Annotated in this window: 14 protein-coding genes; 12 read left to right on the top strand and 2 right to left on the bottom strand. The window is 39.2% G+C overall.

Translation table 11 applies throughout. The features are described from left to right. Nucleotides 1-171 precede the first annotated feature (171 nt). Entirely contained in the window at nucleotides 172-1,512 is a 1,341-nt protein-coding gene (locus FZC41_RS08250) for a GDSL-type esterase/lipase family protein (protein ID WP_170253915.1), read from the bottom strand. 219 nt (nucleotides 1,513-1,731) lie between these two features. Between FZC41_RS08250 and FZC41_RS08255 the strand changes: the two genes are divergently transcribed. Genes FZC41_RS08255 through FZC41_RS08265 form a run of 3 tightly spaced genes read left to right on the top strand, consistent with a single transcriptional unit; the run spans nucleotide 1,732 to nucleotide 5,339 of the window. Then, entirely contained in the window at nucleotides 1,732-3,393 is a 1,662-nt protein-coding gene (locus FZC41_RS08255; RefSeq protein WP_148566929.1) for a GspE/PulE family protein, read from the top strand. Between the two features lie 9 nt (nucleotides 3,394-3,402). Next, nucleotides 3,403-4,629, top strand: coding sequence for a type II secretion system F family protein (locus FZC41_RS08260; RefSeq protein ID WP_148566930.1), 1,227 nt, complete (start codon nucleotides 3,403-3,405; stop codon nucleotides 4,627-4,629). A gap of 44 nt (nucleotides 4,630-4,673) precedes the next feature. Further along, complete coding sequence (locus FZC41_RS08265; protein ID WP_148566931.1) at nucleotides 4,674-5,339, top strand: putative ABC transporter permease; 666 nt, start codon at nucleotides 4,674-4,676, stop codon at nucleotides 5,337-5,339. A gap of 57 nt (nucleotides 5,340-5,396) precedes the next feature. Here FZC41_RS08265 and FZC41_RS08270 read toward each other — a convergent pair whose 3' ends face one another. Then, a complete protein-coding gene (locus tag FZC41_RS08270; RefSeq protein WP_148566932.1) occupies nucleotides 5,397-5,684 on the bottom strand; it encodes a hypothetical protein in 288 nt (95 codons plus the stop codon). Nucleotides 5,685-6,095: 411 nt separating this feature from the next. Here FZC41_RS08270 and FZC41_RS08275 point away from each other — a divergent pair, with 411 nt between their 5' ends. From FZC41_RS08275 to gatC, 9 genes are all read left to right on the top strand, one after another. Then, nucleotides 6,096-7,283, top strand: a complete 1,188-nt coding sequence (locus tag FZC41_RS08275; protein WP_148566933.1) for an FprA family A-type flavoprotein — start codon at nucleotides 6,096-6,098, stop codon at nucleotides 7,281-7,283. Nucleotides 7,284-7,290: 7 nt separating this feature from the next. Then, nucleotides 7,291-8,403, top strand: a complete 1,113-nt coding sequence (gene mnmA / locus FZC41_RS08280; protein WP_170253916.1) for a tRNA 2-thiouridine(34) synthase MnmA — start codon at nucleotides 7,291-7,293, stop codon at nucleotides 8,401-8,403. Nucleotides 8,404-8,599: 196 nt separating this feature from the next. After that, on the top strand, nucleotides 8,600-10,645 hold the full coding sequence (locus tag FZC41_RS08285; RefSeq protein WP_148566935.1) for a hypothetical protein: 2,046 nt from the start codon (nucleotides 8,600-8,602) through the stop codon (nucleotides 10,643-10,645). Nucleotides 10,646-10,676: 31 nt separating this feature from the next. Next, the gene (locus FZC41_RS08290) at nucleotides 10,677-11,360 is read left to right on the top strand and encodes a response regulator transcription factor (protein ID WP_148566936.1); all 684 of its coding nucleotides are present in this window, start codon (nucleotides 10,677-10,679) and stop codon (nucleotides 11,358-11,360) included. Then, nucleotides 11,347-12,660: a sensor histidine kinase gene (locus tag FZC41_RS08295; protein WP_148566937.1), complete on the top strand. Its 1,314-nt coding sequence runs from the start codon at nucleotides 11,347-11,349 to the stop codon at nucleotides 12,658-12,660. Before FZC41_RS08290 ends, FZC41_RS08295 begins: the two co-directional genes overlap by 14 nt. After that, nucleotides 12,657-13,796 (top strand): iron-containing alcohol dehydrogenase, encoded by a 1,140-nt coding sequence (locus tag FZC41_RS08300; RefSeq protein ID WP_148566938.1) that lies wholly within the window; start codon nucleotides 12,657-12,659, stop codon nucleotides 13,794-13,796. The genes FZC41_RS08295 and FZC41_RS08300 overlap by 4 nt, the downstream gene beginning before the upstream one ends. A gap of 45 nt (nucleotides 13,797-13,841) precedes the next feature. Further along, entirely contained in the window at nucleotides 13,842-16,049 is a 2,208-nt protein-coding gene (locus tag FZC41_RS08305) for an ATP-dependent helicase (RefSeq protein ID WP_148566939.1), read from the top strand. A 46-nt stretch (nucleotides 16,050-16,095) separates the two neighbouring features. Then, complete coding sequence (ligA, locus tag FZC41_RS08310) at nucleotides 16,096-18,087, top strand: NAD-dependent DNA ligase LigA (RefSeq protein WP_148566940.1); 1,992 nt, start codon at nucleotides 16,096-16,098, stop codon at nucleotides 18,085-18,087. Nucleotides 18,088-18,186: 99 nt separating this feature from the next. Then, nucleotides 18,187-18,474 (top strand): Asp-tRNA(Asn)/Glu-tRNA(Gln) amidotransferase subunit GatC, encoded by a 288-nt coding sequence (gatC, locus tag FZC41_RS08315; protein ID WP_148566941.1) that lies wholly within the window; start codon nucleotides 18,187-18,189, stop codon nucleotides 18,472-18,474. Nucleotides 18,475-18,477 lie beyond the last annotated feature (3 nt).

Below are 18,477 nucleotides of genomic sequence, written 5' to 3' on the forward strand. Positions count from 1 at the left end.
TGACAAATTTAGCATGGTATTAATTAAGATGCATATCGATCAAACCAAGGTGGTTAAATTAGTAAAAAAAAGATGAAAACCATCTACAAGAGGTGATTTCATCTTTTTTTCGGTGCTCATACTTTTATGGAGATGGTTTATTCTGGGTTTGGTGAACTGATTGTCTGGCTATTAATAAGTCTGAGCGTTAAGAAGACATTGGTAAATAACGGAATGCCCTAAAGTTGTTGGATGTGGATCCAAATTACTGGTGTACCAATTAACTAAAGGACTTACTCCCTGGTAATTTTTGAAGGCGGTATACACATCCGCTACTTTATAACCGGTGCCTGGTGTCATGATGACGCCGTTGATTCCCTGGATTACCGGATCAAATACCTGATAAAGGGGATCTTGAGAATTGAGGGGATCATACAATGTTGATACATAGATATCAGCTTGAGGTGCCAACGTCCTGATGGTTGCAACTATTTGGGGCCAGTCAGTTGCAAACTGCTGGGCACCGGCGGTCAGATTGGTCTGAATTTCAGGCATTGCAGCAGCGATGGTTGTCTGATTGTTAGGATCGGCTAAAGCAGCTGCCAGCTCGGTGGCAAAATTCTCTGAAGTCGGATCGAGATTGAATGCAGTGGCCAGAGTCGTAATCACAGGGGATAGAAGATTGTTGCTCCCAATACTGATCGAGACCGTGCTGGCTTTCCCCAAAGCTTTAATAGTTGTAGGATCATTCTGTAATTGGTATAAGAGATCACTGGACTTTTCTCCTGGTATCCCCTGATTTACTAGGGAAATATCTTCATTACCGCTGATTGAGCTTAAGTTATTATAGAAAAGGTCAACATAGTCCGAGCCCGGTGCAGCACTCATACCGTAAGTGATGGAATCTCCAAGGGCTACATAATTATTGGTTTTAACAATTTTTATTTCGAGTGCTTCCAAACGCAGGCTTTCCCCGGTGGTTCCCAGTTCTGCTCCGTTTTTAACCCAGGTCCAGTCGCCGTTGGTGCTGGGTACGTCACCCTTATCCTGCACATGGCCCCGGTAATAAACATCATAGCCGGAAAGACCTTCAAGATTGATTTTAATAGCTTCTATTCGCAGACTTTGACCTGTTGTCCCGGTAAAAACACCATCCTTAACAGGATCCATCCAACCCTTATCTTGAACATGAACCTGATAGGTGATGCTTGCACCGGCCGGAACATCACCGGTTAATTTAATGGCGACACCTTCCAGCCGCAGACTTTGACCTCGGGTTCCCAATTCATCAGGACCAGTAAGATAGTTCAGATTTGGTCCAATTGAGCTGGGGGTATCCCCATAGTTTTCAATATGACCGCGATATTGAACCCCGATTTCTGCAGAGGAACTGGTTTCAATCGAATTATTTCCGGTTGTTGCTGTCTCTGTTTGTCCAGCAGCGGCAAAAACTCCGGTTGAAAAAAACATTGAAAGAATCATAATGATCGACAGCGCACTGGCAGAAATTTTCCAAGTGGTGAATTTTTTCATGATTTGTTTTCCTTTCTTTTCTTTGATTTTCATATCTTTTATATAATTATATACTTTTTTGACTATGACGCAAACGTTTTTATAATGAAATCAGATGAGTTAGATGTCATGGAATGATTAAGAAGCTTGATTTGAAATTTATTGAATACAATTGCGTTTTTGTGGATATTTTGTTGCAAATCGGATATACTGGCATTAGTTTTACTCATAGGAGGCGAAATGAAGGAAAATAAGTTTATTTTGGAAAGGCTTTTAAAAAACAAAGAAATAACACGCCAGGATATTACCGACAGAATTCAAGAAGCCAAACAGTCAGACCGCTCGTTATTGGACTTATTATTAGAAGACCGGGTTATTTCTCCGGAAAAATTGCTATTGATTTTTCATAAAGAGTGGGGTTTTAATGTATATGATCCTCAAAAAGATCTAATGGATTCAAAAGCTCTTTTTTTGTTCACAAAAGAACAAGCCTTGGAATATCTTGTTTTTCCATTAAACCAGCCGGATGAAGAACATTTAATCATCCTAATGGCTGATCCAACTGATGAAGAAACCATTCGAGTTTTGCAACAGATAACAAAGAAACGTCTAAAAATATTAGCGGCAGAAAAAGAATGTATTCAGAGTCTGATTCGAAGATACTATAATGGAAGTGTTCTTTATGATGAAGATATTTCAAAAAAAACAAACCATGATGGCAGCGGAAATGAAGAACCGTCAATCATCAACCTTGTGAACGAAATAATCGAAGAAGGTGTTTCCCAGGGTGCCAGTGATATTCATATCGAAGCATTCCCGAAGAAATTTCAAATTCGACTGCGCATTGACGGGTTGCTGCAGCTGATGAAAGTGTTGGAAGAAAAGACCTGGCAGGGTTTGATCTCGCGTTTGAAAATACTTGGAGGATGCGACATTGCGGAGCATCGGTTTCCTCAGGATGGTGCTTTTACGACCCGTTTTGAGGGGCGACAGATTGATATTCGGGTATCCATTATACCAACCATTCATGGTGAAAAAATAGTCTTGCGATTATTGGATCAGCGCAAGTTTTTAATGAAAATTGAAGAACTGGGATTTTCAAGTGACCAGAAAATTCTGATTAAAGACATAATGGATTCACCCCATGGCATGATATTGGCATCCGGACCAACCGGTAGCGGAAAATCGACGACTATTTACAGTTTGCTCAATGGGATCAATTCTGAGACCCAAAACATTATTACCATTGAGGATCCTGTTGAATTTCAGATGGAGGATGTGAATCAGATTCAGGTTAATGAGAAAACAGGACTTAATTTTGCCATGGGACTGCGTTCGATTTTACGACAAGATCCTAATGTGATTATGGTTGGCGAAATCCGAGATGAAGAAACCGCAGCGATGGCAACTCGGGCGGCGATTACCGGTCATTTGGTGTTATCCACTATTCATACCAACAATGCCATTGCATCGATTACACGCTTGATGGATATGAAGGTTCCGCTTTATTTATTGTCATCAGCCCTTAGAGGAATTATTTCTCAAAAGTTGATTAAAAGACTTTGTCCAAATTGCAAGCAGGAAGGCTGGGCAACTCAAGCAGAAAAGGATCTTCTTGGGTTGCCAGATGAAAAGATCAAACTATATTATCCTGAAGGCTGCCCTTTGTGTCACGGTACTGGGTATCGGGGCCGATTGGCGGTGCAGGAAGTTTTGAAAATAACTCGAAATATTCGCGAGTCTATCGGCCAGGGAAAAGATTATGACAGTATTCGCCAAATTGCCATGGAAGAAGGGCTGATCCCCATTGAAGAATCTTTAAAACAGTATATTTTAAATGGCAGCACCTCTTTTGCGGAGGGTTTTGAGATCCTGGCGTTTGAAAAAATCTGGCATCATTAGGAAACCGTTATGAATAAAAAATTTAGTTACAAAGCCAAAAATGCTCAAGGGGAGAATGTCGCCGGAACGCTCACCGCAAAAACATTGCAGGATGCTGCCGTGATGCTTCATGTGCAAAGTCTAATTGTTCTGGAGATAACAGAAAAAACGAAGGCTGATGGATTTTTATATCGAGAATTTGATTTTCAATTCAAACATGTATCGACAACTGAATTCAGCCAGTTCAGCAGAAAATTCTATGTCATGTTAAAGGCGGGAATTTCCATATTAAAATGTCTGGAATTAATTGGCGAAGAAACAAAGAATAAGGGCTTTTCCAGGGATATTTCTGGAATATGCAGTCGGATACAATCGGGGGAGAGTCTTTCCCAGGCCATGAAATCCTATCCTAAATCATTTCCATCGCTGTTTGTTTTTATGGTTGAGGCTGGTGAAATGAGTGGAAATCTTACGGAAATTCTGCTGGGAATGGCTGAATATTATGAGACTGAGCAAAAAAACAGCCGCCAGCTTCAGCAGGTCCTTTTTTATCCGGTTATTCTGGTCTTTGTGGCAGCACTAGTGCTGATTTTTTTACTGACCTATGTTCTGCCAACTTTTGTCGGTATGTTTGAGGCCATGGATGCACCGCTTCCAAAACCAACCCGATTACTTCTTGGCATTAGCCAAATACTAATGACCCGTTGGCCAATCATCCTTTTGATTATCATCGGAGGTGTTTTATTGTTTGCAATGATGTTGGAATTCCCGCAGGTTATCTTTGCCAGAGATTATCTAAAAATTAAATTACCGTTAATTGGAAGCCTTAATCAAAAACGATGTTTATCAATGATGGCGAAAACGATGGCAATGTTATTAAACAGTGGCATTGATCTCCTGTCGGCATTAAACCGTTTGGCGGGAGTTACTGACAATCGTTTTATAAAAAACGAAGTCAAAATATTAGCGAAAAAAGTATCCAGTGGGACAAGCCTGGTTCAGGGAATGAAAGAAAGCGTGGCTTTTCCAAGCCTTTTTCGTCAACTTGTCGGCATTGGTGAAGCTTCCGGTTCTTTACCGGTGGTATTGGAAACAATGCATGAAATCTATAAAGATGAGATACAAGCTCGTATCGAATTGGTGAGCACAGCCTTGGAGCCGCTAATACTGATCGTATTGGGGGGCGTGGTGCTCTTTATTTTAGCAGCTATTATGTTGCCGGTTTTTGATATCTATTCGGCATATTCCAGTATGTGAACAATGCATTTGATTAAAGATTGTATTTTAGTAGGAGATGAAAGATGGTTAGAGCGTCGAAAAAAAGTTTTGCTTCAGAAATTGATTTTTATAAGCTGTTTTGGGTGTTTATGATTGGGTGTTTTTTGGGGGTAGTCGTTGAAATTTTGTTTTGCTTAGTGTCGAACGGTTATATTGAAAGTCGACAAGGCTTGATATATGGCCCCTTCAATCCGGTTTACGGTTTTGGGGCAGTACTTATGACCCTGGTGCTCCATCCTATTGAACATAAAAGATGGTATGTTATTTTTATATTAAGTATGATTCTGGGGGGCGGCTTTGAGTTTATAAGTAGTTATGTTCAGCAATTTACAACTGGCACCATCTCCTGGCAGTACCAGGAGATGCCATTTAACCTGGGCGGACGAACCAGTTTAAAATTTTCTTTATATTGGGGAATTCTAGGGCTTTTATGGGTAAAAGAAATTTACCCCCATATGTCCAGACTGATTGAAAAAATTCCAAATCATTTTGGAATCATAATGACATGGATCCTGGTGGTATTTATGATTCTAAATATGACCATATCTGCCCTGGCAGTCAATCGCTGGACACAGAGAGAAGAAGGAATTTCGGAAAACAGTGGTTTTGAGGAATTTTTAGATCAGACCTATCCAGACAATTTTATGGATAAGATTTATCCCAACATGGTAAAAGTCGGACATCCTTAAAAAAATAAAAAGGACTTTCTCGAAATTATTGAGAAAGTCCTTTAATAAATTGAAAAACTAAATATGATTGCGTCCGGTCAAAATGGTGTGGCATTCATTGTAATAAAATTTTTTTGCATCACCAACAGATAACTCATCAAAAAGATGATAGAGTATAATGGCCAAATTCTGAGTTGTATTTATATCGAGCTTTGCACTTTGACAAGTTTTAAGAAAATAACCCATGCAAGCTTCTTTGCTCCAGTCATCCCCACCTAAAAATAATCGTCGTAATTCCTCTTTTATTTCTTTTTCACTACATTGTGAATCAGCAACAGAAAAATCGGGGTCTTTTTTTTCACTCATTTCGCCAGCTCCTTTCAGTATCGGATAAAATTTATTCGAGCTTATTATAACACAGCTTTTTTAAAATCGTAAACACATTAAAAAGTAATAAGAACAGCGAAATTTCATTAAGCTTTAAGGCACTAAATGGATAAAAAATTAAAAAAATTCATAAAAAACAAAAAAACACTGGATTTTTAAAATGTAATCGTATATAATAAAAACATGGTGTGAAAACGTTTTAATTTCCTTTCTTAATTTTCTTAAAAAAAAGGTGCTGATGCACCTTTTTTTTGTCCGGAATTTTATTTGCCTTAATTGATGCCCAATATTGGACCTATAATTGAAGGGGATAGTATTTTCCTCTTGAAAAAATTGTGATTTAAGGTTATATTTAAACCTAAACAAATATAGTCAAAGTGGGAGAATAATATGAATGCAGTAAAAATAAAAGAAGACATATTTTGGGTCGGCGTTAATGATTATCAAACAACACTTTTTGAGGGAATGTGGCCAATTGAGCAAGAAGGTGTTTCCTATAACGCCTATGTGATCAATGATGAAAAAGTAGCCATTATCGATACGGTTAAATCCATCAAAGCTGATGAATATATAGAAAAAATAAAATCGATTATCGGAAACAAAAAGGTTGATTATCTGATTGTCAATCATATGGAACCAGATCATTCCAGTGGAATTATTGAACTATTAGCAGAATATCCAGATATAAAAATTGTGGGAAATAAAAAAACATTTCCGATCATGAATAATTTCTATCAAATTACTGAAAATCTTCATGAAGTTTGTGAAGGTGACACTCTTTGCCTTGGAAAGCATACGCTTCAGTTTTTCATGACTCCAATGGTTCATTGGCCGGAATCGATGGTCACCTACGATACCATCGACAAGGTGCTGTTTTCAATGGACGTATTTGGGAGCTTTAAAGCACCAGTGGGAAGTATTTTTGATGATGAAAATGATTTGGCAGCTTTTGAAGAACCTACTCGGCGATATTATGCCTGTATTGTAGGAAAGGTTGCCGGACAGGCTTTAAAAGCTTTGAATAAGTTGGGCGGAATTGAGATCGGAACCATTTGTCCATCCCATGGACTCATTTGGAGAGATAATCCGAAGTATATTCTTGATATGTATGTCAAAATGAGTGCCAAGGAAACGGACCCAGGCGTTGTGATCGCTTACGGTTCCATGTATGGCTGTACTCAAAAGGCCGCAGAAACTTTGGCCATTGCCTTAAAAAATGAAGGCGTTGGTGAAGTGAAATTGTATAATGTGGCAAAAACAGATATTTCATTTATCATTTCTGACATATGGAAATATAAGGGCCTGTTTCTGGGAGCCCCTTCTTATTACGGACAGATTTTTCCTAAAATGGCAAATTTGCTTTATAAATTAAGCGAAATTAAAGTGGATAATCATAAGGTTGGTTTCTTTGCTGATTATAGTTGGAGCGGTGGCGCAGATAAAAATTTCAGTGCTTTTATTGAGTGCGCAAAAGTTGATGTGATTGATGAGATATTGATGATAAAAGGCACACCTGATGAACAGGATGTGCTAGCACTTAATACACTAGCAAAGAAAATGGCCGAAGCAATTAAGTAAGAAGGAATTGGGAGATAAAACAGAGGAGGAAAACCAAAAAATGAAAATCGTTGTAGGCATGTCAGGTGGGGTCGATTCATCGGTTGCAGCATTGTTGTTGAAGGAACGCGGCTATGAAGTCATTGGAGTCTTCATGAAAAATTGGGAAGAAAAGGATGATTCAGGTTTGTGTACTGCGACAGAGGATTATGATGATGTGAGACGGGTGTGCGACACGATTGATATTCCCTATTATACAGTGAATTTTGCTAAAGAATATTACGACTCTGTTTTTACTTATTTTCTTGACGAATATAAAAAAGGGAGAACTCCAAATCCGGATGTATTATGCAACCGCGAAATAAAATTCAAACGTTTTTTAGATTATGCACTAAAGGTGGTAGGGGGAGATTATTTAGCAACCGGCCATTATGCGCAAATCGATTTTGTCAATGAGCAATACCGTTTAAAACGAGCATTTGACCACAATAAGGATCAAACCTATTTTTTATGCCAATTAGGTCAAAAAGAATTGGCGGACGTGATGTTTCCAATTGGACACCTTTCCAAGTCTGAGGTTCGGCGCATGGCGGTAAAAAATAATTTATCGACTGCCAGAAAAAAAGATTCTACCGGAATCTGTTTTATTGGGGAGCGGCCCTTTACTCAATTTTTAAGCCAATACTTACCGGCGAAACCCGGGGAAATTGTGGATCTGGCGGGTAATGTAAAAGGAATTCACCAGGGCTTGATGTATTATACCCTGGGACAAAGAAAGGGCCTGGGCATCGGGGGCGGAGAAGGAACGGGAGAACCTTGGTTTGTTGTCAGTAAAGACATGAATAAAAATGAATTGGTGGTTGTCCAGGGAGATTCGCATCCCGCGCTTTATTCCAAGTCACTAGAGGCTTCGGAAATGAATTGGATTGCCGGACATGCTCCAGCTAAAGAGTTTAAATGTACAGCTAAATTTAGATATCGTCAGCCCGATCAGGGAGTTTCAGTTCGCGTCGCTCCGGATCGTCTTTTTATTGATTTTGATGAGCCTCAAAAAGCGGTTACACCGGGACAGGTTGTTGTGCTTTATCAAGGGAACATTTGTCTTGGCGGTGGGATTATCGATTACATTGAAATGATTTAGTAATTCCATATAAAGGCACAAAAGAGCAAACTTAAATAGCTTGCTCTTTTGTGTTTTTTTTGAGAAAAAAGTACAGTTTTATGGTAAACTATAAACAGTTCCATTAATATAATTGGTGGATACTGTGAAGAAGTTAAGCAAAAGATTGCTAAAATAGAATTTATTAAGCCAGACGACAGGGAAGGATTGGAAAAAAATGAAAACGCCATGTAACAAATGCGGAAAAGCCATCGGCTTTTTTGAACGGAGTTTTAAAATAGAAAATGAAAAATTAAATATAAAATATGATGTTCTTTGTGGAGAATGTCATGGGATCGTGAAAAAGGGTATCAGTGAAATTGATGATATGTATCAATGGATGGCGAATAACCTTAAAAAAAATAAGGATGTCCAGAAAAATGGGCTGGTTACAGTTGAGGTTGATCTCCTTATTCTTTTAGCGGTTGAAGCTCTTTTTTCAGTTGCACCGAACTATTTTCGGTTAGATTCACCACTCAATCAGACCATTATTCGGGCAAAAGAGAGTAGGGGTATTGACAAACAAAAAGATATTGTGCGGATTGTTCATAAATTACTCCAATATGGTTTCGAACCAAATCTAAAAGATCAGGGTTTGGATACGACTCGAAATTTTGTCGCTTATATGATTCAAAACGAACAATTCCTTCAAGAGGTTGAGGTTAACTGCGGCGCCGAAGATGAACTGATCAAAGCCAATGTTTTTTTGAGTAGAAGAGGACTAATTATTGATACCATTGAGAATCCTAAGCTCATCCATATTTCAATTCCCAGTGACACATTGGTGGATTATCAAGTTGAGAATTCAGAAATTATCAATGAAATGACCTTAAAGAATGTGTGTTATCCCTGGGATGATAAAAAAAATGTTGTTTTGACACTTATGTCGGAAAGTATTATGTTTGCTGTTGGCAATGCGATTGACCGCTTTAATCAAAAGACGACTAAGCTATTGGATAAGCTTAAAAAAGACAGCTTGGAATATTTTAATGATCGGGTTGTGGAAGATTTAAAAAAAATTAAACCGGGGGAATTCATTGAGGCAATTCATTTAGATTGTCTGCTTTTATGCATCGTGAAAAATTTAAAAGGACAGAAGATGTTTTCCATGGAGGCGTTATTTGATCCGAAAGGAACCACTATCGAGCTGCTTTGGGCTTATTATCGTCAGAATCTGCGAAATATGGGGATTGATAATAGTGAAAAGATAGTGACCTATCTTTTGAAAAATTGTCTTTATACAGAAGGCTTTAATATCAAGCATGGAAATAAACCCAGTGATAAAGGTTGGGGATTTTTCACAACAAAGGGTTATATTATTTATTTCAGACGAAGTCGACAGGTGTTTTTTATTTACACCGAAACTTTTCCCAATGCGATCTATCATCCCTGCAATACGGTAACTTATGAAAACAAGCAGTATTTGCAACTGGTTATGAATAATGGCCGAAACGCAGGAGAAGAACTGAGAGATTTAGATGAATTGATTTTTTATAGTGATGAACCGGAAACAATTTCTCAAATGGAACGTTTTTTTGAACGTCATAACCTCTATTATCAAATGGAAACCTTTCTAAAAAAACAAAAGGAGATTCAAAGAAAACGGGAAAAATATTTGGAGGTCCAACGGATTATCAATCATATTTTTGCTGATTTTGGCTATTTGCCCTATTGTATTTATGACGAATGGTATGTGATCCAAAAAAAACTGAAAGAAAGCGATCTTTTATTAAACAAATTAATTGATACTGATGGAAATTTGAGAGAAAATTATACGCTTGGTCAGATCGTCTATGCCCCTAAAATCATTGAGGCAATTAATCGCGGCGCCGAGGAGTGCCAAAAATCGCTGAATATTCTGGAAGACTCGGTTGCAAGGGCAATTATATGGGTTAGTTTTAAAGAAGCAGTGACGGAAACCCTGTCGAAAGAATGGGTTCGGATCGCGGGAGAAATCCTTGATGAGGGAGACAATGCCCTTTCAGCCTTCTTCAAATATGTTAATCTGAAGAATATTGAACCGGATAAGGTTTATTATATGGGGTTATTTATCTATCATTTGATGGATCGCGGAATATTGCAATCAGATAATTTTTTGGAAAATTATGAAGGTGCGGTGCGCATTTTTCTGGAATGCCGACGGGTTATTGAAGAGCCGAAGTTTGAAGGGAAGGTTCTTCCAATGGATGAGTTGTTAGAGGAAGCATTTCCAGAAAAAAAATAAAAAAGATCATTAAAAGGAGAACTGAAAAACGATGCGTGTTCTTTTAGTTGAAGACGAAAAACCATTAGCGGCGGCTTTGGGAAAAATCTTTGAAAAAAACAAGATATTGGTAGATGTAGTAAATGACGGCATCGAAGGCAAACTGTTCAGTGAAAATGATGTGTATGATGTCATTATTTTAGATATTATGCTCCCGGGAATGAGCGGATTGGAAATTCTTCGCTCGATCAGAGAAGCTGGAAAGAATGTGCCAATTTTACTGTTAACGGCCAAAGATGATACTAAAGATAAAGTGAATGGTCTTAACATGGGCGCGGATGATTATCTTGTAAAACCTTTTGTTACAGAGGAATTGATTGCTCGAGTCAGAGCGCTGGGAAGACGTCCGTGGGAGGTTTATCAAGATAATGTGATTCATTATGCAAACATTTCCTTAAACATTAACACCGGCGAGCTTTTTGTAGATGCGGTTTTAAATAAACTGACGGCCAAAGAGGCCCAACTATTAGAAATGTTTATCAGAAATCCGGGAATGACTATTTCGAAAGAACAGATTTTAGACCGGATTTGGGGTATCGAAAGTATGGCAATGGAAAATAGTGTCGAAATATACGTTCATTATTTAAGAAAAAAGCTGGATAAATCACAAGCCTATATTAAAACCATTCGTGGATTGGGTTATGTTCTAAAGGAGAAGGAGAATGTTGAGCCTTAACAAGCTGCGAATGAATCTCACACTCATGAATACAGGAGTCCTAATAGGACTCCTGTTATTTATATCAATCTTTCTTTATGTAGTCCTCAGTATGGATGTGGAAACAAATGTGAATAACAATCTTAAAATTTACTGTTCCCAGCTGGCAAATGAAATTGATTATTTGGAAAGAGCACAAAGCGGGCAAGATACCACCGAAGAAGAAAAACAGGGATATTCTGAGTATACTCGAAGTCTGATTCAAAATAATATTTCCTATGTCATCTTGAATCAGGAGTTTAAGGTATTGGATCAATCATCTTATCTGCCGTTAGAAAAAACACAACTTATTGAAATCGCCAATCATTATTTCAGCGAAAACCGCGAAAAATATCTGATCAGCAATTATGAACAAGACGAAAAAGATTATAAAATTTGCACCTATATGGTCATTAACAATAATGGTGAATTAAAAATCATACAAGCGATGCAAAACATGGCACCTGAACGGTTGCTTTTAGGAAATGCACTGCGAATGATTATGATAGCCGTATTGATTGGCGCAACTCTTTCTTTTCTGGGAGGATATTTTTTATCAGGGCGTTCGCTGATACCCATAAAAAAAAGTGTTGAGCGCCAGCAGGAATTTTTAGCAGATGCATCACATGAGTTGAGAACCCCTATTGCGGTGATTCAAACAAATCTGGAGGTCGTAAAATCCAGTGGTGATGAGACAGTCGATAGTCAAATAATATGGATCGATAATGCTTATGATGAAGTCCAGCGAATGCATCAGATTGTCGAAGATCTCATGTTTCTGGCAAGGGCGGATTCAGGTGCGATGGTTGTTCAGCGAGAATCTATCGATTTAAACTATTTAATTAGAGTTGTCACTGAAAAAATGGCTCCTTTAGCAGGGAAAAAGGGGATCACATTAATTAACAACCTTGACGAAGATTTGATTATTAATGGCGATGAAAAGCAAATTATTCAATTGCTGATTATTCTTCTGGATAATGCCATAAAATACAGTGGGGAGAAAACAGCCATTCAAGTGATGGCAAAAAAAAACTATCAGGGTATATCGGTAGAAGTGATCGACCGGGGAATTGGCATTCCCAAGGATGAAATTGATAAAGTGACCCAGCGGTTTTATCGAGTTGATAAGGCTCGTTCTCGAACAGAGGGCGGGACCGGCCTGGGATTGTCCATTGCCAATTGGATTGTCGAAGGACATCATGCAGGAATGATTATTGAAAGTGAAGAAAATAAAGGGACAAAAATCATATTGAATTTTGATGAAGGAGAAAAGAAAAAATGAGTGATCTGAAATTCTACGGTGATCAGATGATTACTGGTCCAGGGACACTGAAAGCCATTGAGAACATTGAGGGGCAACGATTCTTTATCATTACCGGAAAGTCGGCCATGTTTAAAAACGGTGCAATTAAAAGGGCAGAGTCATTTTTAATTGGAAAAAATAAGGCTTACGAGATTTACAGCGGGATTGGAGCCAATCCCACGGTTTTTGATGTTGAGACTGGACTGCCGAAAATGAGGGCTTTTAATCCTGACGTGGTTCTTGCCATCGGCGGAGGGTCGGTTATTGATGCCGCCAAGGTGATGACGTTAATGTGCGAGTATGAAGGTTTATCCATCGAAGCGATCAGAAATGGAATTGTTCCTCAGAAAAGAGAAAAAATTAAACTCGTTGCCGTCCCGTCAACTTCAGGAACGGCGGCTGAAGTTACCCGGGCAGCGGTTATTACATTTCCTGAAGAAAATCTAAAAATTGGACTCAAAACAAAGGCTTTTATTCCGGACATCGCTATTTTGGATGGGGAGCTGACCCTTTCTATGCCTCGGAATGTGATGGTTGAATCAGGGATGGATGCGGTGACTCATGCAGTAGAAGCATATACCAACAAAAATGCCGATGATTTTACGAAAACAATGGCAAAGGGAGCCTTTGAAGGACTGATCAAGCATCTCCGGGATTCTTTTGAAGAGGGCGATATTGAAAGTCGACAACATGTTCACAATTTTCAATCGCTGGCCGGATTTTCCTTTCAAAATGCCGGCTTGGGGATGGATCATGGGATTGCTCATGCTTTCGGAGGACGATTTGGCACAAGCCACGGGCTATTAAATGCCATTGCGCTGCCCTATGTTTTGGAATACAACCAAAGGGACCCAGCGGTAGCCGAAGATTTAGGAGAGTTATCCAGGCTTATTGGAAAAGATATTATCGCAGAAATAAAAGATCTGAACAAAACTTTTGGAGTGCCAGTTTCTTTCAAACTGGCAGGAATTAAAGAAAGCGATTTTTCAGAAAATTATGATAGTCTTTTAGAAAATGCATTAAAAGGATCGACCCAAAAAAATCCTGTTAAAATGGATGCAAATGAAATGGATAAGGTTTTAAAAAGTATTTATTACGGAGAAAAGTTGTTTTAGCAACAAGTTGATAAAACAACTTTAAATTAGCAAGTAGGAGGATTCATGAGTTTATTAGATGGATTAAACAGTAGGCAAAGAGAAGCCGCAGAAACGATTCAGGGGCCATTACTTATACTGGCAGGAGCTGGATCGGGAAAAACACGGACCATTATCCACCGTATTGCGCATATTATTGAAACAGAACAGGCATGGCCATCGCAAATTTTGGCGATAACTTTTACAAATAAAGCAGCCGGTGAAATGCGGGAACGTATCGCGAAAATGAATATTCAGGATAGCAAACGCATCTGGATGTCCACTTTTCACGCAATGTGCGCGCGGATTATGAGAACCCACAGCCAGTGGTTGGGATATGATGAAAATTTTGTTATTTATGATATGGATGATCAAAAAAGGTTGTACAAAAGTCTGGTCAAGGAACTGGAATTGAACGATAAATATTATTCTCATCAATATTTAGGTGGAGAAGTTTCCACCGCAAAGAACAATTTTATAAGTCCGGATAGCTATATTAAAAAAAATGCCGGAGATTTCAGAAAAGAAAAGGTTGGAATTTACTATAAGCGCTATCAGGAAAGCTTGAAAGCAAATAATGCCATGGATTTTGATGATCTTATCTACAATGCGTTGGTGTTGTTTAAGGGGTTTCCTGAAATATTGGAACAATACCAAAATCGCTTCAAATATATCATGGTGGATGAATACCAGGATACCAACCATAGTCAGTATGAGTTGGTTAACCTACTGGCTGCAAAATACAAAAATCTTTGCGTCTGTGGAGATGATGATCAGAGCATTTATGGCTGGCGTGGTGCCGATATTAGCAACATCCTGGATTTCGAAAAGGATTATCCCGACGCAAAAGTTGTTAAGCTGGAAGAAAACTATCGCTCAACCCAGGTCATTCTGGATTGTGCAAATGGTGTTATTTCAAGGAATACCGGTCGTAAGGAAAAGGCTTTATGGACGAATAATCTTGGAGATGAAAAAATTATGATTTCTTCATTTAACCAGGGTTACGATGAAGCCCGTTTTGTTATTGACGAGATAAAAGATAATATTAAACAGGGAAATGGCGTTTATGGAGATTTTGCCATTCTTTATCGAACCAATGCGCAATCAAGATTATTTGAAGAGGCACTGATGCGTGCGGATTTACCGTTTCAGTTAATCGGCGGAACTGGTTTTTATTCACGGACTGAAATTAAAGACGTGATTGCCTATTTAAATGTCTTAAGCAACCCAAAAGACAACATGGGTTTTTTGCGTATTGTTAATGTGCCAAAACGAGGTATCGGTTCGGCAACGATTGAAAAAATTGGCGAGTATGCGAATTTCAAAAGCTATAGCTTAATGGAAGCCTTTTATCATGTGGAAGAAATTCCGGAACTGAGTTCCAGTGTGAGAAATAAAGTACGTGCTTTTAGTGATCTGATGATCGAATTATCGGAAACAAGAGAGAATGCAAGTCTCAGTGAGGTAATCACTGCGGTGATAGAAAAAACAGGATATATGGAAATGCTGGAGCTGGGAAAAATGGACAAGGGCGAAAGCCGTTTGGAAAATCTCAGGGAATTGGTATCATCAGCAACTGATTTCGAAAAAAACAGTGATGATCAGAGCCTGAGCGCCTATCTTGAAACAGTGGCATTGTCGTCACAAACGGATAATTATGAGGGAGATGATGGAAAAGTATTATTGATGACTTTGCATAACGCCAAGGGGCTGGAGTTCCCGATTGTGTTTTTGCCAGGACTGGAAGAAGGAATTTTTCCTCATGGACGATCTATGGATTCACCCGAAGAAATCGAAGAGGAGCGCCGCATCTGTTATGTGGGGATTACCCGGGCTATGAAACGTCTTTATATTTCATGGGCGGCAGAAAGAACCCTTTATGGACGGCGACAACTGCAATCACCGTCACGATTTTTAAAAGAAATGCCGAGTGAGGTATGCGTAGAAAATAAACAACGATATGAACGAAAGCCGGAAATTGATGTGGATACGAAAAAGAATACAACATTTTCCGAACGCGTTACCCAATCAAAGGTCGCTATTCGCAGGAATAAGTCCAAAGCGATGAGTACAACGATGAATAAGACGGAAAATACTTTTGGGCTGACCGACAAGGTAAAACATAAAAAGTTTGGCATTGGCACGGTGGTGGAAGTTAAAAACAATATGATTTCCGTTGCATTTCCGGGAATTGGAATAAAGAAAATGGATCCGGATTTTGTTGAAAAAGCTTAAACAAAAATTTTTTTAAGAATGAAAATTTGCAGAATGGAATTAAGAAATGAATAGCTCTGAGATTGAACAACTAAGAAAAAAAATTGAAGATCATAACAAAGCATATTACCTCGATGATGCACCAGTGATTTCCGATTATGATTATGATAAACTCATGCAGCAACTTATTGACATAGAAGCGTTACATCCGGAACTGATTACTCCGGATTCGCCAACACAACGGGTGGGTGGAACTCCTTCTGACGGTTTTAAAAAAGTCAAGTATACGCAACCAAAACTAAGCTTAAGCAATGCCTTCGATGCCGGAGATCTCAGAGATTTTGACCGCCGGGTTCGCCAGACCTGTCCCGATGCAACCTATGTCGTTGAATATAAGTTTGATGGGCTGACCGTAGTTTTAAATTATCAGGATGGCTTGTTAGTACAAGGGGCCACCCGGGGCGATGGAGAAGTTGGTGAAAATGTTACCACCAATCTCAAGACGGTTCGGACCATTCCACTGCGACTGACAAAACCCGTAACCCTAGAGGTGCGTGGCGAAGTGTTTATGGGAAAATCGGATTTTGAAAAGTTGAATCAGCGACGCTCGCTGGATGATGAAAGCCCCTTTGCAAATCCGCGAAATGCCGCTGCCGGTTCGCTAAGGCAACTTGATCCTAAATTGACAGCTTCACGGCCGCTTGATATTTTTGTCTTTAATCTTGAGCTGCTGGAGGATAGCAACCTAAGAACGCATACAGAAAGCCTGAATTACCTAAAATCTTTAGGATTTAAAACTAGTGAGGTTAAGACTTGCAGTGATATTGAAGAAATTATTAATTATTGCAGCCTAATGAAAGATGAAAGACAAAAGCTGGCTTTTGAAATTGATGGATTAGTCATTAAAGTGGATGAACTTTCTGACCGAGAAATACTAGGTAACACAACCAAAAATCCACGTTGGGCCATCGCGTATAAATTTCCTCCTGATCAAGCGGTAACAACCGTTGATGCGATTACGGTACAGGTTGGGCGAACCGGAGCCCTTACACCAGTGGCGGAGCTTAATCCGGTGACTCTGGCAGGTTCAGTGATCAGCCGAGCAACACTTCATAATGAAGATAACATAAAAGAAAAAGATATTCGTATTGGTGATCATGTTGTCATTCAAAAAGCCGGTGATGTGATTCCGGAAGTGGATCATGTCGTGATTGAAAAACGGTCAGGAAATGAAGTGGTTTTTGAGATGCCGAAAACCTGTCCAGTTTGCCATGAACCGACCTTTCGAATTGAGGGTGAGGCGGTCACAAAATGCCTGAATATGGCGTGCCCGGCTCAAGTGTTCCGGAAGCTGGTTCATTTTACGTCCCGGGATGCCATGAATATTGAAGGATTGGGACCCGGTGTGTTGCGGCTGATGATGAATGAGAAACTAGTGACAAATCCGGTGGATATCTATCATCTTCATGAAAAAAGAGATGTGTTGGTTAGCCTGGAAAAAATGGGAGAAAAATCGGTGGACAATCTTTTGACGGGCATTGAAGCGTCAAAGAAAAGGGAATTATCCCGGCTGATTTTTGGGCTGGGAATTCCTTTGGTGGGATCCAGAGGAGCTAAGGTTTTAGCCGAACATTTTCAATCCATGGAAAAACTGATGGTGGAAGAAGAGGAAGAGCTGAAGGAAATTTTTGATATTGGTGAAAAGATGGCAATTGAAATTGTGGATTTTTTCAAAACCACAAAGAATATTGAGATTATCAGGGGGTTGAAATCAGCGGGACTCAATATGGTTCAGGAAACCAAGGCGGTATCCCAAACACTTCAAGGAAAAACTTTTGTGCTGACAGGAACGTTGCCATCATTGGATCGACGGGAAGCCAGGGAACTCATTGAAGCGAATGGTGGAAAAGTATCCACAAGTGTGAGTAAAAAAACCGATTTCGTGCTGGCTGGAGAAAAATCCGGATCAAAACAAACCAAAGCTCAGGAATTAGGAATTAGAATTATTGATGAAAACCAGTTTTTAACCCTTGTCACCAATGGTGACTTTGATTTATAATGAAGGATGATTTTTAAAACAGGAAACATCAGGCTGTTATTGAAAAATATCAACAGTCAGATGCATTAAAATTGAATATAATTGAGAAAGGAAAATAATATGAGTTTAACACGAGAAGATGTGACCTATGTGGCGAATCTTGCCCGTTTAGAATTTACACCGGATGAAGTGACAGCCCTGATCGATAAAATGGGCGCAGTCCTTGATTATGCCGAAACCCTCAGCGAATTAGATACATCAACAGTTAAGGCGACAGAACATGTGCTGGCGGTGCAAAATGTATTTAGGGAGGACGTGCCAAAACCATGTTTATCCAATGAACAAGCTTTGGCCAATGCGCCGGAAAGCGAAGCCGGGTGCTTTAAGGTTCCCCGGGTTATGGAGTAGGAG

It is taken from the genome of Acetobacterium paludosum (assembly GCF_008086595.1).
GTDB lineage: Bacteria > Bacillota > Clostridia > Eubacteriales > Eubacteriaceae > Acetobacterium > Acetobacterium paludosum.

Coding starts and splice junctions, on each gene's coding strand:
- FZC41_RS08250 (WP_170253915.1), bottom strand. CDS start 1,512: ATGAAAAAATTCACCACTTGGAAAATTTCTGCCAGTGCGCTGTCGATC.
- FZC41_RS08255 (WP_148566929.1), top strand. CDS start 1,732: ATGAAGGAAAATAAGTTTATTTTGGAAAGGCTTTTAAAAAACAAAGAA.
- FZC41_RS08260 (WP_148566930.1), top strand. CDS start 3,403: ATGAATAAAAAATTTAGTTACAAAGCCAAAAATGCTCAAGGGGAGAAT.
- FZC41_RS08265 (WP_148566931.1), top strand. CDS start 4,674: ATGGTTAGAGCGTCGAAAAAAAGTTTTGCTTCAGAAATTGATTTTTAT.
- FZC41_RS08270 (WP_148566932.1), bottom strand. CDS start 5,684: ATGAGTGAAAAAAAAGACCCCGATTTTTCTGTTGCTGATTCACAATGT.
- FZC41_RS08275 (WP_148566933.1), top strand. CDS start 6,096: ATGAATGCAGTAAAAATAAAAGAAGACATATTTTGGGTCGGCGTTAAT.
- FZC41_RS08285 (WP_148566935.1), top strand. CDS start 8,600: ATGAAAACGCCATGTAACAAATGCGGAAAAGCCATCGGCTTTTTTGAA.
- FZC41_RS08290 (WP_148566936.1), top strand. CDS start 10,677: ATGCGTGTTCTTTTAGTTGAAGACGAAAAACCATTAGCGGCGGCTTTG.
- FZC41_RS08295 (WP_148566937.1), top strand. CDS start 11,347: ATGTTGAGCCTTAACAAGCTGCGAATGAATCTCACACTCATGAATACA.
- FZC41_RS08300 (WP_148566938.1), top strand. CDS start 12,657: ATGAGTGATCTGAAATTCTACGGTGATCAGATGATTACTGGTCCAGGG.
- FZC41_RS08305 (WP_148566939.1), top strand. CDS start 13,842: ATGAGTTTATTAGATGGATTAAACAGTAGGCAAAGAGAAGCCGCAGAA.
- ligA (WP_148566940.1), top strand. CDS start 16,096: ATGAATAGCTCTGAGATTGAACAACTAAGAAAAAAAATTGAAGATCAT.
- gatC (WP_148566941.1), top strand. CDS start 18,187: ATGAGTTTAACACGAGAAGATGTGACCTATGTGGCGAATCTTGCCCGT.